Raw genomic sequence first — 16,889 nt, forward strand, 5'->3', positions numbered from 1 at the left:
GTTATTTTTTAATAGTTATATAGCTATATTAATACTATACACAATTCGAATCTATTTTGTGAACACAATTAGACTAACCAAGCCAATGTGGCCATTCTGCCGGTAGAAGCTTGCCGTCTATATGAATAATACTTGTTTTCTTCTGTATAAGTACATGCATGACTAAAATTAATAATTATTTTATCTTTAGCTAGATCAAGGAGTTGATGGGCGGCTAAACCAGCTAAATCAGCAAGGTACTTATTAGGTATTGAGGTAGAGATAAAATAACGCGTTAAAGCGTGGCTTTTTTGTGTAAACATATCATACACCTCTTGTCCTACCTCAAAATGCTTTTGACTAATAGCTGGTCCTATCCAAGCTTGCCAATGCGCTTCTGTACCTACTTGCTGCTGCAACTGCAAAAATAAGCGTTTAATCACACCTGCAGTTAAACCACGCCAGCCCGCATGCGCCACGCCCACCACTGTACCTTGGCTATCAGCAAGCACTACCGGCAAGCAATCTGCTGTAAGTACAGCAATCACGGTGTTAGGCACGTTGGTCCAGCTCGCATCGGCCAACGGCGCCTGATCATAATTTAAGCCAACCACTTTTTGAGCTGGTTGCAACGCTCTGTAAATATGCGTGCTGTGCACTTGTTGCAACCAATGCGGTTCACTAGGTAAAAGTCTATTAAGTAAAATTCGGTTCTGCTCAACGTGCTTTGGATTATCACCACAATGCTGCCCTAGATTTAAGCCAGCCCAATCACCCTGACTGCAACCGCCCATTAGAGTCGTAGTAAAATAGCGTACCCCTGACCATTTAGGTCCAGAAATTGTTTTTAGGTGTTTTTCCATTGAATTTGCTCGTAAATCTCATTGAAATCAGTGGGTGGCGCCATGGTGAAAGTCACGATTTTTTTAGTGCTAGGATCTTCAAACGCTAAAGCTCTGGCATGCAACATTTGACGATTAGCTCCAGCTAACGGTTTACCACCGTAGATTTCATCGCCTAATAAGGGATGGTTCTGACTACTAAGATGTACACGTATTTGATGTGTGCGGCCGGTTTCTAAGCGGCACTGTACCGCAGTAACGGCCTCCCCACGTCCTAACAACCCGTGTTCTAGGGCTTGATAATGCGTACGCGCAGCTCGTGCTGCCGTGGGATTTTTGGTGGTCATGCGTATAGGTACACGCGCATCCCGACCTATGGCTAAATCAATACTGCCTTCACCGTATAAAAACCCATGGCATAAAGCCATATATTCTCTTTTAACCGTACGCTCTTGGAGTTGACGCACCAAATGAGTTTGTGCTATTTCAGTTAAAGCCACTACCATTAGCCCAGAGGTATCTTTATCTAAGCGATGGACAATTCCTGCTCGCGCTACTTGTGTAAGCTGCGGATAATGATGAAGTAAACCGTTTAATAACGTGCCGGTCCAATTACCCGCTCCAGGATGCGTAACTAGCCCAGCTGGCTTATTTATGACCACCCAGGCATCCGTTTGCTCTACTATCTCTAAGGGAATATTCTCTGCCTCATAGGCTAACTCTTCGGGCCTAGCCTGCGGCCAAACTTTAATATGATCCCCTGGCAAGGCTCTATAGCGTATACGCAGTACGGCTTGCTCATTTACAAATACGTGGCCCTGTTCTATCCAGTCTTGAATACGGCTACGGGAATGCTCGGGCATGAACTGAGCTAACACTTTATCTAAGCGCTCAGGTAGAGCACTTAGGCTAATTTGATAGTGCAGTGCTTGATTATTGTCGTGAGAAATGGCTGTGTTCATGATAAATGGTCTAACCTTGGGTAATGAGGATGGGGTAAATTTTGGCATGCTTAAATTGCTCTGTACAGAATGATTGGCCTAGAATCACTTTAGCATTGTAAAATGCTTTATTATTCAAACTTATTGCCTACTGCATACTGCAAAGGATGCTCTTGTGACGCGCTTAACATCACCCATAAAACAATCGCCTTATATTCAACGCATTGGCCGCACGCTATCCATTGCATGTGCTTGCTTAGTTTTAGCAGCTTGCGGTTCAGTCAAAACAGAAGTAGACCCTACTGCTGGTTGGACAGCTGAACGCATATACCAAGACGCCAAAGAAGAAATGGCTGCAGGTAACTGGAAGCAAGCCAGAACCCGCCTAGAAGCCGTAGAAGCCAGATATCCTTTTGGGATTTATGCGCAACAAGCGTTAATTGATCAGGCTTATATTAACTGGAAAGACGAAGAACCCGAGCAAGCCTTAGCCGCCATAGACCGCTTTCAAAAACAATACCCGAATCACCCCGGTAGTGATTACATGCTTTACCTTAAAGGTTTAATTTCCTTCACTCCGCCCAGTGCTAGATTGATGAATTTCACTATGCAAGACCCCAGTGAGCGTGATCCAAAAGGTCTTAGCGAGTCTTATGATGCTTTCACGCAACTCATTGAACAATACCCAGACAGTCGCTACGCAAATGACGCCCGTCTACGTGCACGCTGGCTTGTGAATATTGTGGCGCAAAATGAAGTGCACGTAGCCGAATACTATTACACGCGTAAGGCCTATGTAGCCGCGATTAATCGTGCCCAACGCGTTATTACAGATTTTGATGGCGTGCCCATTGCTGAGAGAGCGCTTTATATTATGTATGCCTCTTACGATAAACTCGGAGAAGAAAGCTTACGCGATGACGTAAAACGTATTATGGAGCAAAACTACCCCGATACGGAGTATTTTGAAAAAGGTCTTAAATCTGACAAAAATTACTGGAACCCAATAAACTGGTTCTAAAATTAACAATCATTAACAAAATATAACAGTTATCCCCTACAATCCTAAGCACTACTAATAATTTTAAAGGTGTTTGGGGATAACACGATGAAGATTTCGACTAAATTTTTACTTGCTGTCATCAGCTTAGTATTTTTTCTAGCAGTGATAGTAACGGTGGTTGCATTACATACTGAGCGCACTGTAATACTTCAAAACTTAAATAATACAGTAGATGAAACCTTGGCTCGTAAAGCCCGTTTACTCACGGTACTAGATAACCTCATGAAAACCCGAGTAAATGGCAGTATGCAGCTACTCAAGCAAGAAGGGCTACGTTACGGTAGACCTAGTTTAGGTTACGAAACTTATCTAGGTGAAACCCCTTTACCCAGCTTAATGTTAGGCGATACCCCCCAAGTAGAAAACTATCGCATTGTTGATGAAGTCACCCAGACGCAAGGCGGTACTGCCACTCTTTTCGTACGTAATGGCGATGATTTCATTCGTATTGCCACCAACGTTATGCATGAGAATCAACGAGCCGTGGGCACCCACCTCTCTCAATCGGGCGCAGCGTATAAAGCGCTTAAAAATGGCCACGATTTCTATGGTCCAGTTGATATTTTAGGCACTCCTTACTTAACTCGTTACGAACCCATGTTTAACGCTCAAGACGAAGTCATAGGTGCTTGGTATGTGGGTTATCAAACTGATTTAGACGAATTACAACAAGCCATCAAGGCACTCAAAGTGTTAGAGCATGGGTTTGTGGCATTACTGGATGATAAACAACAACTACGCATGCACTCAGAGCATGTAAATCATGATGAAGTTAATGGGGTGCTAAAAGAGGAAAACAGTAACTGGCAAGTAAAACGCCAAGCCTTTACCCCCTGGGGCTATGAAATTGTGGTGGCTTATAATAACAAAGACGTGAATCAACTCTTATTTAATAGCGCCCTACGTATAGTGAGCACAATCTTTATTGCTAGTATTTTATTGTGCTTATTAATTTATTTACTTGTATACCGGCTTGTCTCTAAACCGCTGCAGCAGGTAGTACAATCTATGCAAGACATTGCTCAAGGTCAGGGGGATTTAACCGTACGCATTCCTAGCCGCGGTAATGATGAAATAGCTCAGCTTACCCATTATTTTAATGAGTTTGTCAGTAAAATTGAATTTTTGGTGGCAGATATTCAAGTCACCACTGGTGTCATTTACCAAGCAGCAAATGAAATCGTTGCTGGTAATACTGATCTTTCTCAACGCACCGAACAACAAGCCGCTAGCCTCCAACAAACCGCCGCAAGTTTAGAAGAACTCAGTGCTTTGGTGGCAAACACCGCCAGCCACTCTCAAGACGCCAATCAGCTCACCCATTCTGTCAGTGCCATGGCAAACAGCAGTCAACAAACCACCGAGCAAGTGCTGCAAGCGATGAGTGGTATCAAAGCGAGCTCAGGGCAAATCATGGAAATTACCAATCTCATTGACTCCATTGCCTTTCAAACGAATATTTTAGCCTTAAATGCTGCGGTAGAAGCAGCTAGAGCCGGAGAAGCTGGGCGCGGCTTTGCGGTAGTAGCATCAGAAGTGCGTGGTCTAGCCCAACGCTCTGCTGCAGCTGCAGGGGAAATTCGAGAGCTTATAGATACCTCCGTTGAACGTATTGCTGAAGGTAATACCCTCACTCACAAAGCCGCTGATACTATGACAACCTTAGTTAATTCGGTGTCTGAAGTCACAAAACTTATTGATGAACTCACACGTTCAACCACAGAGCAAAATCAAGGCATTGGCCAAGCCAGCATCGCGATTAATCAAATGGATGGCATCACTCAGCAAAATGCAGCGTTAGTAATCGAAGCTACCACTGCAGCCCAAGCCTTAGAGCAACAAGCCCATGATTTAGCAGATGCCGTAGCTGCCTTCAAAATCAACCCAGCCCTGGTACAACAAAGCCAATTAGCGCCTAAAGAGAAACTGACTTTTTCTGATAAAACGCCAGCGCTTGAGCAGCATCTCTAGTACGAGTAAATGGGGGTAAGCCGCGCCACATCACTTTGCCATAAGGTTTTTCAACTAGGCGCGCATCCCCCATAATCAATACACCCCAGTCTTTTTCGGTACGTATTAAACGCCCCGCCCCCTGTTTTAACGTAATAGCAGCCTCAGGTAACTGATACTCTACAAAAGGATTGCCACCACGGTCTCTACAGGCTTTGATGCGTGCCTCTAAAACCGGATCATCTGGGGGCGCAAAGGGTAGCTTATCTATGGCCACTACCGTTAAAGCATCGCCTGGCACATCAATACCTTCCCAAAAACTCGCACTCCCCACTAATATCGCGTTCGGCTTTGCTCTAAACTCATCGAGTAATACCTGTCTAGACCTCTCGCCTTGACGCATCAGATTTCGTGTTAGCCCTAGATTTTCCAAACGGTCTTGAAGTAAGTCTGCCATTTGATCTACACCACGCAGTGTAGTGCTGAGTATTAATACTCCCCCTTTGGTCTCTTTAATGAAAGGCATAAGCACATTAATAAAAGCAGGATAAAAAGCCGGGCTACTGGGTAAAGGCAAATCTTTAGGCACATACAGCAAGGCCTGTTCTGGGTAATCAAAAGGCGAAGGCCACACTTCTACTTTGGCATCCCACAAGCCTAATTGGTGCACAAAATGATTGAAATTTCCATGCACCGATAAGGTGGCGGAAGTAAATACCCAACTTTGTTCATCGCCTTTATAGCGAGAAAACAACTGCGCTACAGATAAGGGCGCGCGGTGCAAACGTAGATAACTACCACCATGCTCTACCCAACGCACAGACTCTTGTTCCTGTTGATCAATGGTGGCTTGGTCTGCATCCAATAATAAGGTGTTTTTTCCGCTACGGTCTGGCTGGGTCCATACATAGATTTGAGCGCGTATTTGTAGCGCCGACTTATAAGCTGCCGTTAAATCCGGGTGATGTTCTTTTAATAAATCCAGCAGCTTAATGACTTTATCTAGCTTTTTTAAAAGATCCTCTAAAGCTTCATCAAAGGCTTGGGCATTGGGTAGGTCTATGAAGGTGCTTTTTTGCCCATTTAGCTTTTGAATGGGGGCGGCCTGTAGTCTTAACTCTTGGACGCACTGCTTAATAGCTCCCGCTACCGCGCTCCAATCGGTGGTACCTTTAGCATGAGCTAGACCCGCCACCTCTACTAAATGCGCTAAATCATTCACCTGCGCCATAGATACCGTGCTGCCTAAAAAACGAGTAGCTACATCAGGTAATTGGTGTGCTTCATCAAATACCACCACATCCACTTCAGGTAATAAATCCGTGATGCCCTCACCGCGCAAAGCCAAATCAGCCATGAACAAGGCATGGTTAACGACCACTATGTCGGCTTCTTGCGCTTTACGGCGCGCTTTCAGCACAAAGCACTCATTAATATAAGGACAGTCTTGGCCTAAGCAGTTTTCACGCGTAGAAGTAACGCGGTGCCAAACTGGAGCTTCTTCAGGGACTTCGATTAATTCACTTTTATCACCCGTTTTGCTGCGCTCTATAAAGGTTTGAATATGGCGCATTTGCGCCACTTCCGCTCTGGAGCTAAAACCCCGCTCGTCTTGCTCGTACTTTTCAAAATAATAATGACACACGTAATTACTGCGCCCTTTAAGCAAGGCCACACTTAAAGAGAGGGATAACGCTTTACGTAAATGGGGTAGATCGCGCCTAAATAGTTGATCTTGTAAGGTGCGCGTACCTGTGGAAATTAAGGTTTTACGGCCACTTAAAAACAAGGGCACTAAATATGCCCAGGTTTTACCTGTACCGGTGCCCGCCTCTGCGACTAAAATAGATGGCGCTTCTACCGCCTGCTGTATGGACTGCGCCAAGGCTAGCTGCTGAGCACGAGGAAAATAATGGTCTACCGAAGCGGCTAAAGGACCGTCAATGGCAAAAACCTGGTCTAAGTCCTGCAAAAGCATGGTGAATTCAATTTCAGTAAATAACAAATCATACTACACTGCTACACTTATGTTCGATACAAGCGCTGTATCGTTATATGTAATTAGGCTTTATTTCTTGGACGCCATGACAAATACCTCAACCTTAGACCCATTCCCCATAATCCGACTACTGGCCAGTGAGCTTTCTATACGTGAAAATCAAGCTGAAGCTGCTGTGGCTCTATTAGATGATGGCGCTACCGTACCTTTTATTGCTCGCTATCGTAAAGAGGCTACCGGTGGTTTAGACGATACGGTGTTACGTAACCTAGAAGTGCGGCTGCTGTATTTGCGCGAACTGGAAGCGCGCCGTCAAGTCATCTTAGAGAGCATTACAGAACAAGAAAAACTCACTCCTGAATTAGAAAAAGCACTCCTGGAGGCTGATAGCAAGCAGCGCTTAGAAGACTTATACGCCCCCTACAGGCCAAAACGCCGCACCCGCGCACAAATTGCCTTAGAGGCGGGTTTGGACGCACTAGTAGAAGCTATTTTGGCAGATTCAACCTGCGATCCGCTACTCTTAGCAGAAAACTATATGAATGCCGAAGCCGGTTTTGAAGATGCGAAAAAAACCCTAGATGGCGCACGTGAAATATTAGCGCAACGCTATGTAGAAGATGCAGATCTTCTAGAAAACATGCGTAGCTATATCTGGCAACAAGGCCTGCTTTACGCCTCGGTGGTAGAAGGCAAAGAAGCTGAAGGGGATAAGTTCCGTGATTGGTTTGATTTTTCCGAGCGTCTTAGCACCCTACCTTCACATCGTGTCCTAGCGCTATTAAGGGGTCGTCAACAAGGTGTACTTAGTCTACGCATAGGTTTAAAGCCCGACCTTGAGGAGCTGCACCCGCACCCCTGTGTGGAGCGTATTGCAAAGCTCATGTCTTGCCCCGCAGACTTTAGCCCTGATGCGACGCCACAAGCCAAATGGCTGGCTGACGTGTGCCGTGTGGCTTGGCGCGTGAAATTACTCACCTCCTTTGAGACTGAACTTGTAGGGCGTCTACGTGAAGAAGCCGAAGCCGAGGCCACCCGAGTCTTTGCTGCGAACTTACGTGATCTTTTACTAGCCGCCCCCGCCGGCAATAAACGGGTGCTGGGCCTAGACCCGGGTATTCGCACGGGTGTTAAAGTGGCCGCCATCGATGAAACCGGTAAAGTTATTGCTACCGATACCGTTTATCCTTTTGGTGGCCGTAAAGATGTGTCTGGCACCATTAATACCTTAAGCGCTCTCATTACAAAACATCAATTGCAACTCATCGCTATTGGTAATGGCACAGCCTCGCGTGATACCGAGCAACTGGTTAAGGCCATGTTAAAAGATAACGCTAATTTTGCCGCAGTGCAACATATCGTCGTCTCAGAAGCGGGAGCTTCGGTGTATTCCGCCTCTGAGCTGGCCAGTCAGGAGTTTCCCGATTTAGACGTTAGCCTACGTGGTGCGGTGTCTATTGCCCGTCGTCTCCAAGATCCGTTGGCAGAACTCGTTAAAATTGAACCCAAAGCCATTGGTGTGGGCCAATATCAGCATGATGTAAACCAACGCGAGCTAGAGCGCTCACTTGCAGCGGTAGTAGAAGATTGTGTAAACGCGGTGGGCGTAGATGTAAACACGGCTTCCTCGGCATTACTAGCCCGTGTTTCGGGTTTAAATAAAACCTTAGCCGAAAATATTGTGGAATGGCGTGATGAGTTTGGTGCCTTTCCCGACCGTAAAACCTTATTAAAAGTGAAACGTTTCGGGCCTAAAACCTTTGAACAAGCGGCCGGTTTTTTACGTATTCCTCATGGCACGAACCCCTTAGATGCTTCAGCCGTACACCCTGAGGCTTATCCTGTAGTAGAACGTATACTAAAAAAGATTCAAGCCGACGCCGCCGCAGTAGTGGGTCAAGCTGAAGCCCTCAAAGGCTTATCACCCAAAGAGTTTACCGACGAACAATTTGGCTTACCCACCGTGCAAGATATTTTCACTGAAATTGAAAAACCCGGTCGCGACCCCCGCCCTGAGTTCAAAACAGCCACGTTCATGGATGGTGTTACTGAAATACGTGATTTACACGTAGGTATGATCCTAGAAGGGGTGGTGAGTAATGTGGCCAATTTTGGTGCCTTTGTAGATGTGGGCGTACAACAAGATGGCCTAGTCCATATTTCTGCATTAGCCAATAAGTTTGTGCAAGATCCTCGTGATGTAGTACGTGTAGGCCAAACCGTTAAAGTCAAAGTACTAGAAGTCGATGAGGCGCGTAAACGTATTAGTCTAAGTATGCGCCTTGATGATGAAGGCACGCCCACTTTGAAAAAATCTGCAACACCTAAAAATGCTCGTCCGGCACAGGGGAAAAACAAACCCCAGCGCCCCGCACCCGATGCCAGTAACAGTGCGATGGCTGCCGCTTTTTCTAAACTTAAAAAATAGGAATAAAACTATGTCTATCTCTATCTTTAAACCCGTATTAAAACGTAGTGTTATGGCCTTAGCCGCGCTAAGCGTCTCTGCAGCAGCTTTCGCACAGCAAGATGTAATTAAACTCATTGTGCCCTTTGCTCCTGGTGGCCCCGTAGATGTAAGCGCCCGCGTACTCGCAGATGGTGCCAAAGAAGAGTTAGGTACGATTATTATTGAAAACAAACCCGGTGCTGGCGGTAATATTGGCTCAGCCATTGTGGCCAAAGCCGAACCAGATGGCAAAACCTTAGGTATAGCTACCCTAGCCTCTCATGCCGTCAACCCTTCACTCTACGCCACTATGCCGTATGATGCTGACAAAGACTTCACCGGTGTTAGCCTAATGGTGTATGTGCCTAACGTGCTAGTGATGAATGCCGAACACGCCGATAAGCTAGGCATCAACACCTTAGAAGACCTCATTGTGTACGCCAAGAATAACCCCGGTAAGCTTAATTATGGCTCGGGTGGTAATGGCAGTGGCGGCCATTTAGCGGGTGAATTTTTTAAAAAACAAGCCGAACTCGATGTAGCGCATATCCCTTATAATGGAGCAGCACCTGCGCAAATGGCATTACTGTCTTCAGAAGTGGATTTTACTTTTGATAATCTGGCAACCGTCGCTAATAACATTAATAACGGTAAGCTTAAGGCCTTAGCTGTGACTACCGATGAGCGCTCCGATATGCTGCCTGATGTGCCCACGGTAAAAGAAGGCGGCTTAGACGATTTCTCTATTGCCACTTGGTGGGGCGTGGTAGCACCAGCCGGCACGCCTGAGGCTGAAATTGAAAAACTAAATGCTGCCTTCACCGCAGCCATGAACAGCGAAGCAGCCAAGGAGCGTTTTGCTGGTTTAATGGTTACGCCCACACCAAGCAGTGCTGCAGAATTTGACACTCTCATGCGTAAAGAGCGTGAGCGTTATGTGGAAATTGTAGAAACTGCCGGTGCGCAAGTAGACTAATACTGCCTACTTTTATTTAATACGCTCTCTTTACAGGCCCCAAGCTCGTATTAGTTTGGGGCCTGTTTATTGATGTATTGCATACGTGCAATGGCTTTATCCATAAAAAGCTCCATTAACTCCGGAAAAACTCGCCCCTGCATCACTTGAACTTGTACAAGTCGGGCATGCATTTCTGTATTACGTATAGGTATGGCCACTAACTGCGTAAAATCCAATCGACCTGCCACCGAAATATAGCTCGCAAATAATATAGCTTGAGTATCACGTACATACACATGCAAAGTTTCAGCATGATTGCTATAGACCGCAGGCTCTACCCATTGCCCAGTCATATTGCAAGCAGATTGATAAAGCTTAAACGTAGAAGTGCTTTCATCAGTTAAGGCTAAAGGATAGTTTTGTACCTCATGCAAATACAAGCGCTGACGTTTAGCTAACACATGGTTTTTTGACATCACTGCTAAAGCAGGAGCACGACAGGTATAACGCACCTCTACACTATCCGTTGCACTAGTACTAAAAGTAATAGCAATATCCGCTTCACCCGTAGCCACTCTTTGGGTAGCGACTTCGGCACTGCTTACATAAATTCGGAAGCGACTTTGAGGATACTTCTGGGAAAACTCTGCTATTAAACTAGGAACTAAATCTTGCGCCACTCCTTGGGTACACGCAAGGCGAATGGGTTGTTTCTCAGGACTATGCAGCTCTGCAATAGCATGCAGCGTAGCATCTGTTTCTAAGTGAACTCTACGTACATGCTTTAGTAACAACTGCCCCGCTGCTGTGAGCTCCATGCCTCGTGCACTACGTAAAAATAAAGGTGAGCCTACTCTATGCTCTAAATGATTTATCTGTCGACTCACTGCCGACACGGCCACGTGTAAGACCTCAGAGGCTGCGCTTAAACTTCCTTGTTTTGCCACCTCATAAAAATATTTAAATGCTAAAGATTCCACTGTTAACCTATTGATTTTAAATAACTATCATAACTCATCAACCACCCCAGCCACTAGGGTTTTCCCTGACCAAGGCTTTCTAAAAATAGCAAACCTATCTCTCAATCTTATTATTGTATAGAAAGAATCTGCTCTATATACTCAAATTTAAACAATTAACAATTAACAGTTAATAATTATTTCATCAGGAGATAACCATGCTTCCAACTTTTACAGCAAGAACCTTAGCCCTCAGCCTAGCGTGTGCTTTTGCTTCTACCGCCTTTGCCCAGACCTTGAAAATTGGTTTGGCCTCTGAGCCCACGGGCATTGACCCCCATTACCATCAAACCACACCCAATGAGGCCCTGATTTATCACATTTTTGAACCTTTAGTAGCCATGAGCCCAAAAATGGAAATGCAACCTGCTTTAGCGAAGTCATGGAAAGCAGAAGATGAAAACACATGGGTTTTTGATTTAGACGAAAAAGCTAAATTTTCTAATGGTGAACCCTTTACCGCCGATGATGTGATTTTAACTTTCTGCCGTATTCTACATAACGAAACCGCTATTGGTGGTGGCTTTACCAACGTAGCTAGCCGTATTAAAAGCATAGAAGCTCCTGATGCAAAAACCGTAAAACTCACCACTACTGTTCCTTACCCTATACTGCCTAACGAACTCGCTCGCGTGCCCATGATCTGGAATGGTATTGTTGAACACAATGACTTAACTTTTGATCCTGAAAACAATTGTGGTGTAACTAGCGCCTGGCCAAATGTAAATGATTTCAATCAAGGCGACTTGGTCATAGGCACCGGGCCTTATTTATTAAAATCATATGTAAAAGGCTCAGGTATTGAGCTAGAACGCAACGAAGATTACTGGGGTAAAAAGCCGGACTGGAAAGACGTACGGTTTACGGCCGTGCCTAGTGCTGGCCCACGTTTAACCGGTTTACTTGCTGGCGATTTTGATTTAATTGAGAATCCAGCGGCTAGAGACCTAAAACGTATCACGGAAGCGGGCTTTGAGCACACCATCACCCCTTCAGTACGTATTATGTTTTTGCAGCTTGATGCAGGCCGTGAGCAAAGCCCCTTTGTAAAATCCCCTAAAGGCGATAACCCCTTACAAAACAAAAAAGTGCGTCAAGCCATCTCTATGGCTATAGACCGTGAGGCCATCATCGAACGCATTATGGATGGAGTGGCACAGCCTGCGAATCAATATTTACCAGAAGGTATGTTTGGCTCCATTGAAGGGGCAGAAAAGCTAGAGTACAACCCCACTAAGGCCAAAGAGCTACTGGTAGAAGCCGGTTATCCCGATGGCTTTGAGCTCACTTTATCTGCCACCAACGATCGCTACATTAACGACGCCCAATTAACACAAGCTATGGCGCAATACCTGTCACGTATTGGCATTAAAACCAGTGTAGACACCATGACACGCTCTGTGTATTTCCCTAAACGTGCCAAGCGTGAGTTTAGTGCTTCCCTAGGTGGCTGGGGTTCAGAAACCGGTGAAGCCAGTAACTTCATTCAGTATTGGATAACCAGCACAAACAAAGATCTCGGTATAGGCAGTAGCAATTACGGTGCTTACTCTAACCCTGAATTAGATAGCGTGTACTTGGAAGCAATTGGCACCTTAGATGATGACAAACGCAGTGAGCTATTACAGCAAGCCGTGAAGTTGTCTCTGGATGATATGGCGCATATTCCTCTGCACTTTGAAAATGGTGTTTGGGCTTATCGCGATAACATCGAATACGTAGGTCGTGCAGATCAACGCACTATGGCCACTCAAGCCACCTTAGTCAAATAACTTCATTTTCCAACAAAGCAATAGCTAACAAGGAGTCTTGTTTTGGTCGTTTTTATTTTTCGCAGATTGCTGCAAAGCGTAGTGGTATTGTTAGCGGTTTCTGTAGTGGTGTTTTTTGCAGTCTACACCGTAGGCGACCCAATCGAGCTACTTGTTAGCCCTGAAGTGAGTGAAGATCAGCGCAATGCGTTGATCGCCCGTCTAGGCTTAGATCAACCGTTATGGCAACAATATCTAAATTTCCTCTGGCGTGCGTTGCACGGTGATTTAGGCAATTCATTTGTGCACGGCATGTCAGCCGTACAGCTCATTTTACAACGCTTCCCAGCCACTTTAGAGCTTGTCGTCGTTGCCATTGTGCTGACTTGTATTCTAGGTATCCCTCTGGGTTTAATTGCGGGTTTACACCGCAACAATCTCCTGGGGAAAAGCATTATGAATAGTTCTGTACTTGGCTTTTCATTGCCTAATTTCTGGCAAGGTATGGTGTTTATTTTGTTGTTTGCCGTTTGGTTAGGGTGGTTTCCTGCTTCAGGAAGAGGGCCAACGGTTAATGTGTTTGGCGTACCTTTAAGTATTTTCAGTATTGATGGATGGCGTCACATCACGCTACCTGCTGTTAACTTAGCCATCGCAAATATCGCACTTATACTGCGTATGACAGCTTCTGGCGTGAGCGAAGCACAAAGCCAAGACTATGTACGCTTTGCTAGAGCTAAAGGTGTTAAACCCGCTCGCATAGTACACCGCCACATTTTGCGCAACATCATGATTCCTGTGGTTACGGTGATAGGCATGGAGTTTGGCTCGTTAATTGCCTACTCAACTATTACCGAAACCGTCTTCTCATGGCCGGGAATGGGTAAGCTTTTAATCGACAGCGTTTATCAACTTGACCGCCCCGTTATTGTGGCCTATGTGATGCTAGTCACCTTACTGTTTGTCATCATCAATCTCATCGTGGATATTCTCTACGCCATCTTGGATCCTCGCGTACAACTCTTGGAGCCTAGCGCCTAATGACTACTCAACACCCTGTATCCACGGTTAAACCGTTACAAAACACCCCGCAACGCAAGAAAATCCTCAAGCAGTTGCATAGTCGCCCTTCAGCTAAACGCTCTTTATTGCTGTTATTGCTGCTGATTGTGGTGGTGCTGAGTGCGCCTTTTTTCGCACCGCAAGACCCTTATGACCTCATGATGCTAGACATCATGGACGGCAGACTGCCGCCGGGCTCTGAAAACATTGAAGGTAAAACCTACTGGTTAGGCACGGACTCCCAAGGTAGAGACATGTTTAGCGCCATTCTTTATGGCTTACGCATTAGTCTTTTAGTGGGTTTAAGTGCGGTATTACTGTCTGCTCTTATTGGCATGATCATGGGGCTAATTGCTGCTTATCATGGAGGATGGGTAGATAGTTTGGTGATGCGTATTGTGGACTTTATTTTGGGCTTTCCCACTATTTTAGTCGCACTAGTACTGTTGGCTGCACTCGGTCGAGGTATTGATAAAGTTATTTTTGCTTTAGTGATTGTACAGTGGGCTCATTACGCGCGCATTATGCGAGGCAGAGCCTTACAAGAACGGCGTAAAGAGTACATTGAAGCCGCTGTTAACTTAGGCTTTTCTCCAGGCCGTATTATGTTCAAACACCTTATGCCCAACTGTTTTGGCCCTATTATGGTGTTTGGTACCATTCAAATTGCGACCGCTATTATCCTAGAAGCCACGCTATCTTTTTTGGGTGTGGGCGTACCCATTACTGAACCGTCCCTAGGACTACTTATTGCCAGTGGTTTTGAGTACCTGCTATCGGGAGATTACTGGATTAGTATTTTTCCCGGCTTAGCCTTGTTGTTTTTAATTCTTTATATCAATATCGTAGGCGACCGTCTACGTGAAAGCTTGGACCCACGACGCTAATGACAGATTCAAATTTACTAACAGTAGAAGGTTTGCAAACCGCCTTTCATACAGTAGAAGGCGCTTGGTTGGCCATAGACGGTGTAGATTTAACCGTTAAGCGTGGGGAGATTGTAGGATTAGTAGGTGAGTCGGGCTCAGGAAAATCGGTTACTGGTTTCTCTTTAATTGGCCTAATTGACCCACCCGGAGAGGTAGTAGCCGGACGTATTCTCTTTAATGGCATGGACTTACGCCAACTTAGTGAAGAGCAACTACGCCAATTACGAGGAGATCGTATTGCTATGATCTTCCAAGATCCTCTCATGACCCTTAACCCCGTATTGCGCGTGGGCGAGCAAATGATGGAGGCCATACTGACTCATCACCCCGACATCAGCAAAGCCATTGCCAGACAGCGTTGTTGTGACGCCTTAAAGCAAGTCGGTATCCCCGCACCTGAAACGCGTTTAGATAACTATCCTCACCAATTCTCAGGCGGTATGCGCCAACGGGTAGCTATTGCTATAGCCATCTTAAATAAACCGGAGCTTATCATTGCTGATGAGCCCACCACAGCCTTAGACGTGACGATTCAAGCGCAGATTTTGTATGAAATGCAAAAACTCTGTCGCGAACAAAATACCGCACTCATCTGGATTACCCACGACTTAAGTGTAGTCGCTGAGTTAGCCGATAATGTGGCGGTCATGTACGCCGGAAAAATTGTTGAATACGGCGCTGTTAAAGACGTACTAAAAAATCCTATTCATCCCTATACCGAAGGTTTGCTAAATTCCATGCCCGGTGCAGCCCTACCCGGTTCGCGTTTACATCAAATTGATGGCATGGCCCCTACCTTAACGGGTCGCGAACAAGGCTGTACCTTTAGACCGCGCTGCGCTTATGCCCAAGCTAGCTGTGCTGAAAGAGCCCCTGAGGTGTCTACTATCCCAGGACGTCAATTTCGCTGCTACTTCCCTCGTCTTCAGGAGCAAGAATAATGTCGTCGACTTCCATTATTGACGTAATCGATCTGCATAAAAGGTTTAGTCAATCCCCTGACTTGGCGCACCGACTACTACAACTCACTGGAAAAGTTAGCGCACCACCTACCGTGCACGCCGTAACGGATGTCAATCTAACTATTCGTAAAGGAGAAGTGGTGGGTTTAGTGGGGGAGTCTGGCTGTGGTAAATCCACCTTAGGCAGAATGGTTGCCGGCTTGATCAATCCCAGTGAAGGCAGTGTTCACTTTGAGGGCAAAGACATAAAAAGCCTGCGTGGCGCAGAAAAGCTCGCGTACATATTAGGCGTGCAACTTATCTTCCAGGATCCTTTGGCCTCACTAAATCCAAAACAAAAACTGGGAGATATCATTAGTGAAGCTTTGCAAGTACACAAACTTGTGCCAAAAAACGAAATATCTGATCGTATTAATCAGGCGCTAAAAGAAGTGGGGCTAGAGCCAGAATACCGTGATAGATTGCCGCACCAGATTTCAGGCGGCCAACGCCAGCGCATAGGGATAGCCCGTGCACTGATGGTCAATCCAAAGTTTTTGGTTTGTGATGAGCCCGTAGCGGCGCTAGATGTGTCTATACAAGCCCAAGTAATAAATTTATTCATGGATTTACGTGATAGACATGAATTAACGTATTTATTCATCAGTCATGATTTAGGTGTAGTTAGACATATCTCAGACCGAGTGGCCATTATGTATTTAGGTCGCATTGTGGAGTTGGCTGATAGCGCGGAAATTTTCAGTCACGCTGCTCACCCCTACACTCAGGCATTACTTGCAGAAATGCCAAGTATCCATAAAGAGAACCGTCATTTTACACCCATTAAAGGTGAAATCCCCTCACCCATTCATCCTCCTAGTGGCTGCACCTTTCACCCTCGTTGCCCACTTGCTATAGATAAGTGCAAACACAGTATTCCAGAGATCAAAACTATTGCTCCGGGGCATCAAGCCGCCTGTCATTTAATTTAATCTAATTCGATTTC

At 45.6% G+C, this 16,889-nt stretch carries 13 protein-coding genes; 9 read left to right on the plus strand and 4 right to left on the minus strand.

The window, feature by feature from the left end; all coding sequences use genetic code 11:
• Positions 1-68: 68 nt before the first annotated feature.
• Positions 69-842 (minus strand): peptidoglycan editing factor PgeF, encoded by a 774-nt coding sequence (pgeF, locus tag AC2UZJ_RS10100; RefSeq protein WP_486950029.1) that lies wholly within the window; start codon positions 840-842, stop codon positions 69-71.
• Positions 827-1,786 carry an RluA family pseudouridine synthase gene (locus tag AC2UZJ_RS10105; protein WP_486950077.1) on the minus strand — a complete coding sequence of 320 codons (960 nt, stop codon included), beginning with the start codon at positions 1,784-1,786 and terminating at the stop codon, positions 827-829. Before AC2UZJ_RS10105 ends, pgeF begins: the two co-directional genes overlap by 16 nt.
• A gap of 217 nt (positions 1,787-2,003) precedes the next feature.
• Here AC2UZJ_RS10105 and AC2UZJ_RS10110 point away from each other — a divergent pair, with 217 nt between their 5' ends.
• Both AC2UZJ_RS10110 and AC2UZJ_RS10115 read left to right on the plus strand, forming a co-directional pair.
• A complete protein-coding gene (locus AC2UZJ_RS10110) occupies positions 2,004-2,783 on the plus strand; it encodes an outer membrane protein assembly factor BamD (RefSeq protein ID WP_486950078.1) in 780 nt (259 codons plus the stop codon).
• A gap of 87 nt (positions 2,784-2,870) precedes the next feature.
• Entirely contained in the window at positions 2,871-4,796 is a 1,926-nt protein-coding gene (locus tag AC2UZJ_RS10115; protein ID WP_486950030.1) for a methyl-accepting chemotaxis protein, read from the plus strand.
• Here AC2UZJ_RS10115 and yoaA read toward each other — a convergent pair.
• Positions 4,741-6,753 (minus strand): DNA repair helicase YoaA, encoded by a 2,013-nt coding sequence (yoaA, locus tag AC2UZJ_RS10120; protein WP_486950031.1) that lies wholly within the window; start codon positions 6,751-6,753, stop codon positions 4,741-4,743. The genes AC2UZJ_RS10115 and yoaA overlap by 56 nt on opposite strands.
• Positions 6,754-6,859: 106 nt before the next feature.
• Here yoaA and AC2UZJ_RS10125 point away from each other — a divergent pair, with 106 nt between their 5' ends.
• Complete coding sequence (locus AC2UZJ_RS10125) at positions 6,860-9,202, plus strand: Tex family protein (protein ID WP_486950032.1); 2,343 nt, start codon at positions 6,860-6,862, stop codon at positions 9,200-9,202.
• Between the two features lie 10 nt (positions 9,203-9,212).
• On the plus strand, positions 9,213-10,199 hold the full coding sequence (locus tag AC2UZJ_RS10130) for a Bug family tripartite tricarboxylate transporter substrate binding protein (protein WP_486950033.1): 987 nt from the start codon (positions 9,213-9,215) through the stop codon (positions 10,197-10,199).
• Between the two features lie 50 nt (positions 10,200-10,249).
• On the opposite strand, the gene AC2UZJ_RS10135 is transcribed toward AC2UZJ_RS10130, so the two are convergent.
• Positions 10,250-11,161 carry a LysR family transcriptional regulator gene (locus tag AC2UZJ_RS10135; protein ID WP_486950034.1) on the minus strand — a complete coding sequence of 304 codons (912 nt, stop codon included), beginning with the start codon at positions 11,159-11,161 and terminating at the stop codon, positions 10,250-10,252.
• Positions 11,162-11,358: 197 nt separating this feature from the next.
• On the opposite strand from AC2UZJ_RS10135, the gene AC2UZJ_RS10140 reads away from it, so the two are divergent.
• Genes AC2UZJ_RS10140 through AC2UZJ_RS10160 form a run of 5 tightly spaced genes read left to right on the plus strand, consistent with a single transcriptional unit; the run spans position 11,359 to position 16,875 of the window.
• A complete protein-coding gene (locus tag AC2UZJ_RS10140; protein WP_486950035.1) occupies positions 11,359-12,972 on the plus strand; it encodes an ABC transporter substrate-binding protein in 1,614 nt (537 codons plus the stop codon).
• Between the two features lie 42 nt (positions 12,973-13,014).
• A complete protein-coding gene (locus AC2UZJ_RS10145; RefSeq protein WP_486950036.1) occupies positions 13,015-13,992 on the plus strand; it encodes an ABC transporter permease in 978 nt (325 codons plus the stop codon).
• The gene (locus AC2UZJ_RS10150; protein WP_486950037.1) at positions 13,992-14,900 is read left to right on the plus strand and encodes an ABC transporter permease; all 909 of its coding nucleotides are present in this window, start codon (positions 13,992-13,994) and stop codon (positions 14,898-14,900) included. The genes AC2UZJ_RS10145 and AC2UZJ_RS10150 overlap by 1 nt, the downstream gene beginning before the upstream one ends.
• Positions 14,900-15,883, plus strand: coding sequence for an ABC transporter ATP-binding protein (locus AC2UZJ_RS10155; RefSeq protein ID WP_486950038.1), 984 nt, complete (start codon positions 14,900-14,902; stop codon positions 15,881-15,883). Before AC2UZJ_RS10150 ends, AC2UZJ_RS10155 begins: the two co-directional genes overlap by 1 nt.
• Entirely contained in the window at positions 15,883-16,875 is a 993-nt protein-coding gene (locus AC2UZJ_RS10160) for an ABC transporter ATP-binding protein (RefSeq protein WP_486950039.1), read from the plus strand. Before AC2UZJ_RS10155 ends, AC2UZJ_RS10160 begins: the two co-directional genes overlap by 1 nt.
• Positions 16,876-16,889 lie beyond the last annotated feature (14 nt).

Source organism: Paenalcaligenes sp. DL 309, assembly GCF_057475285.1.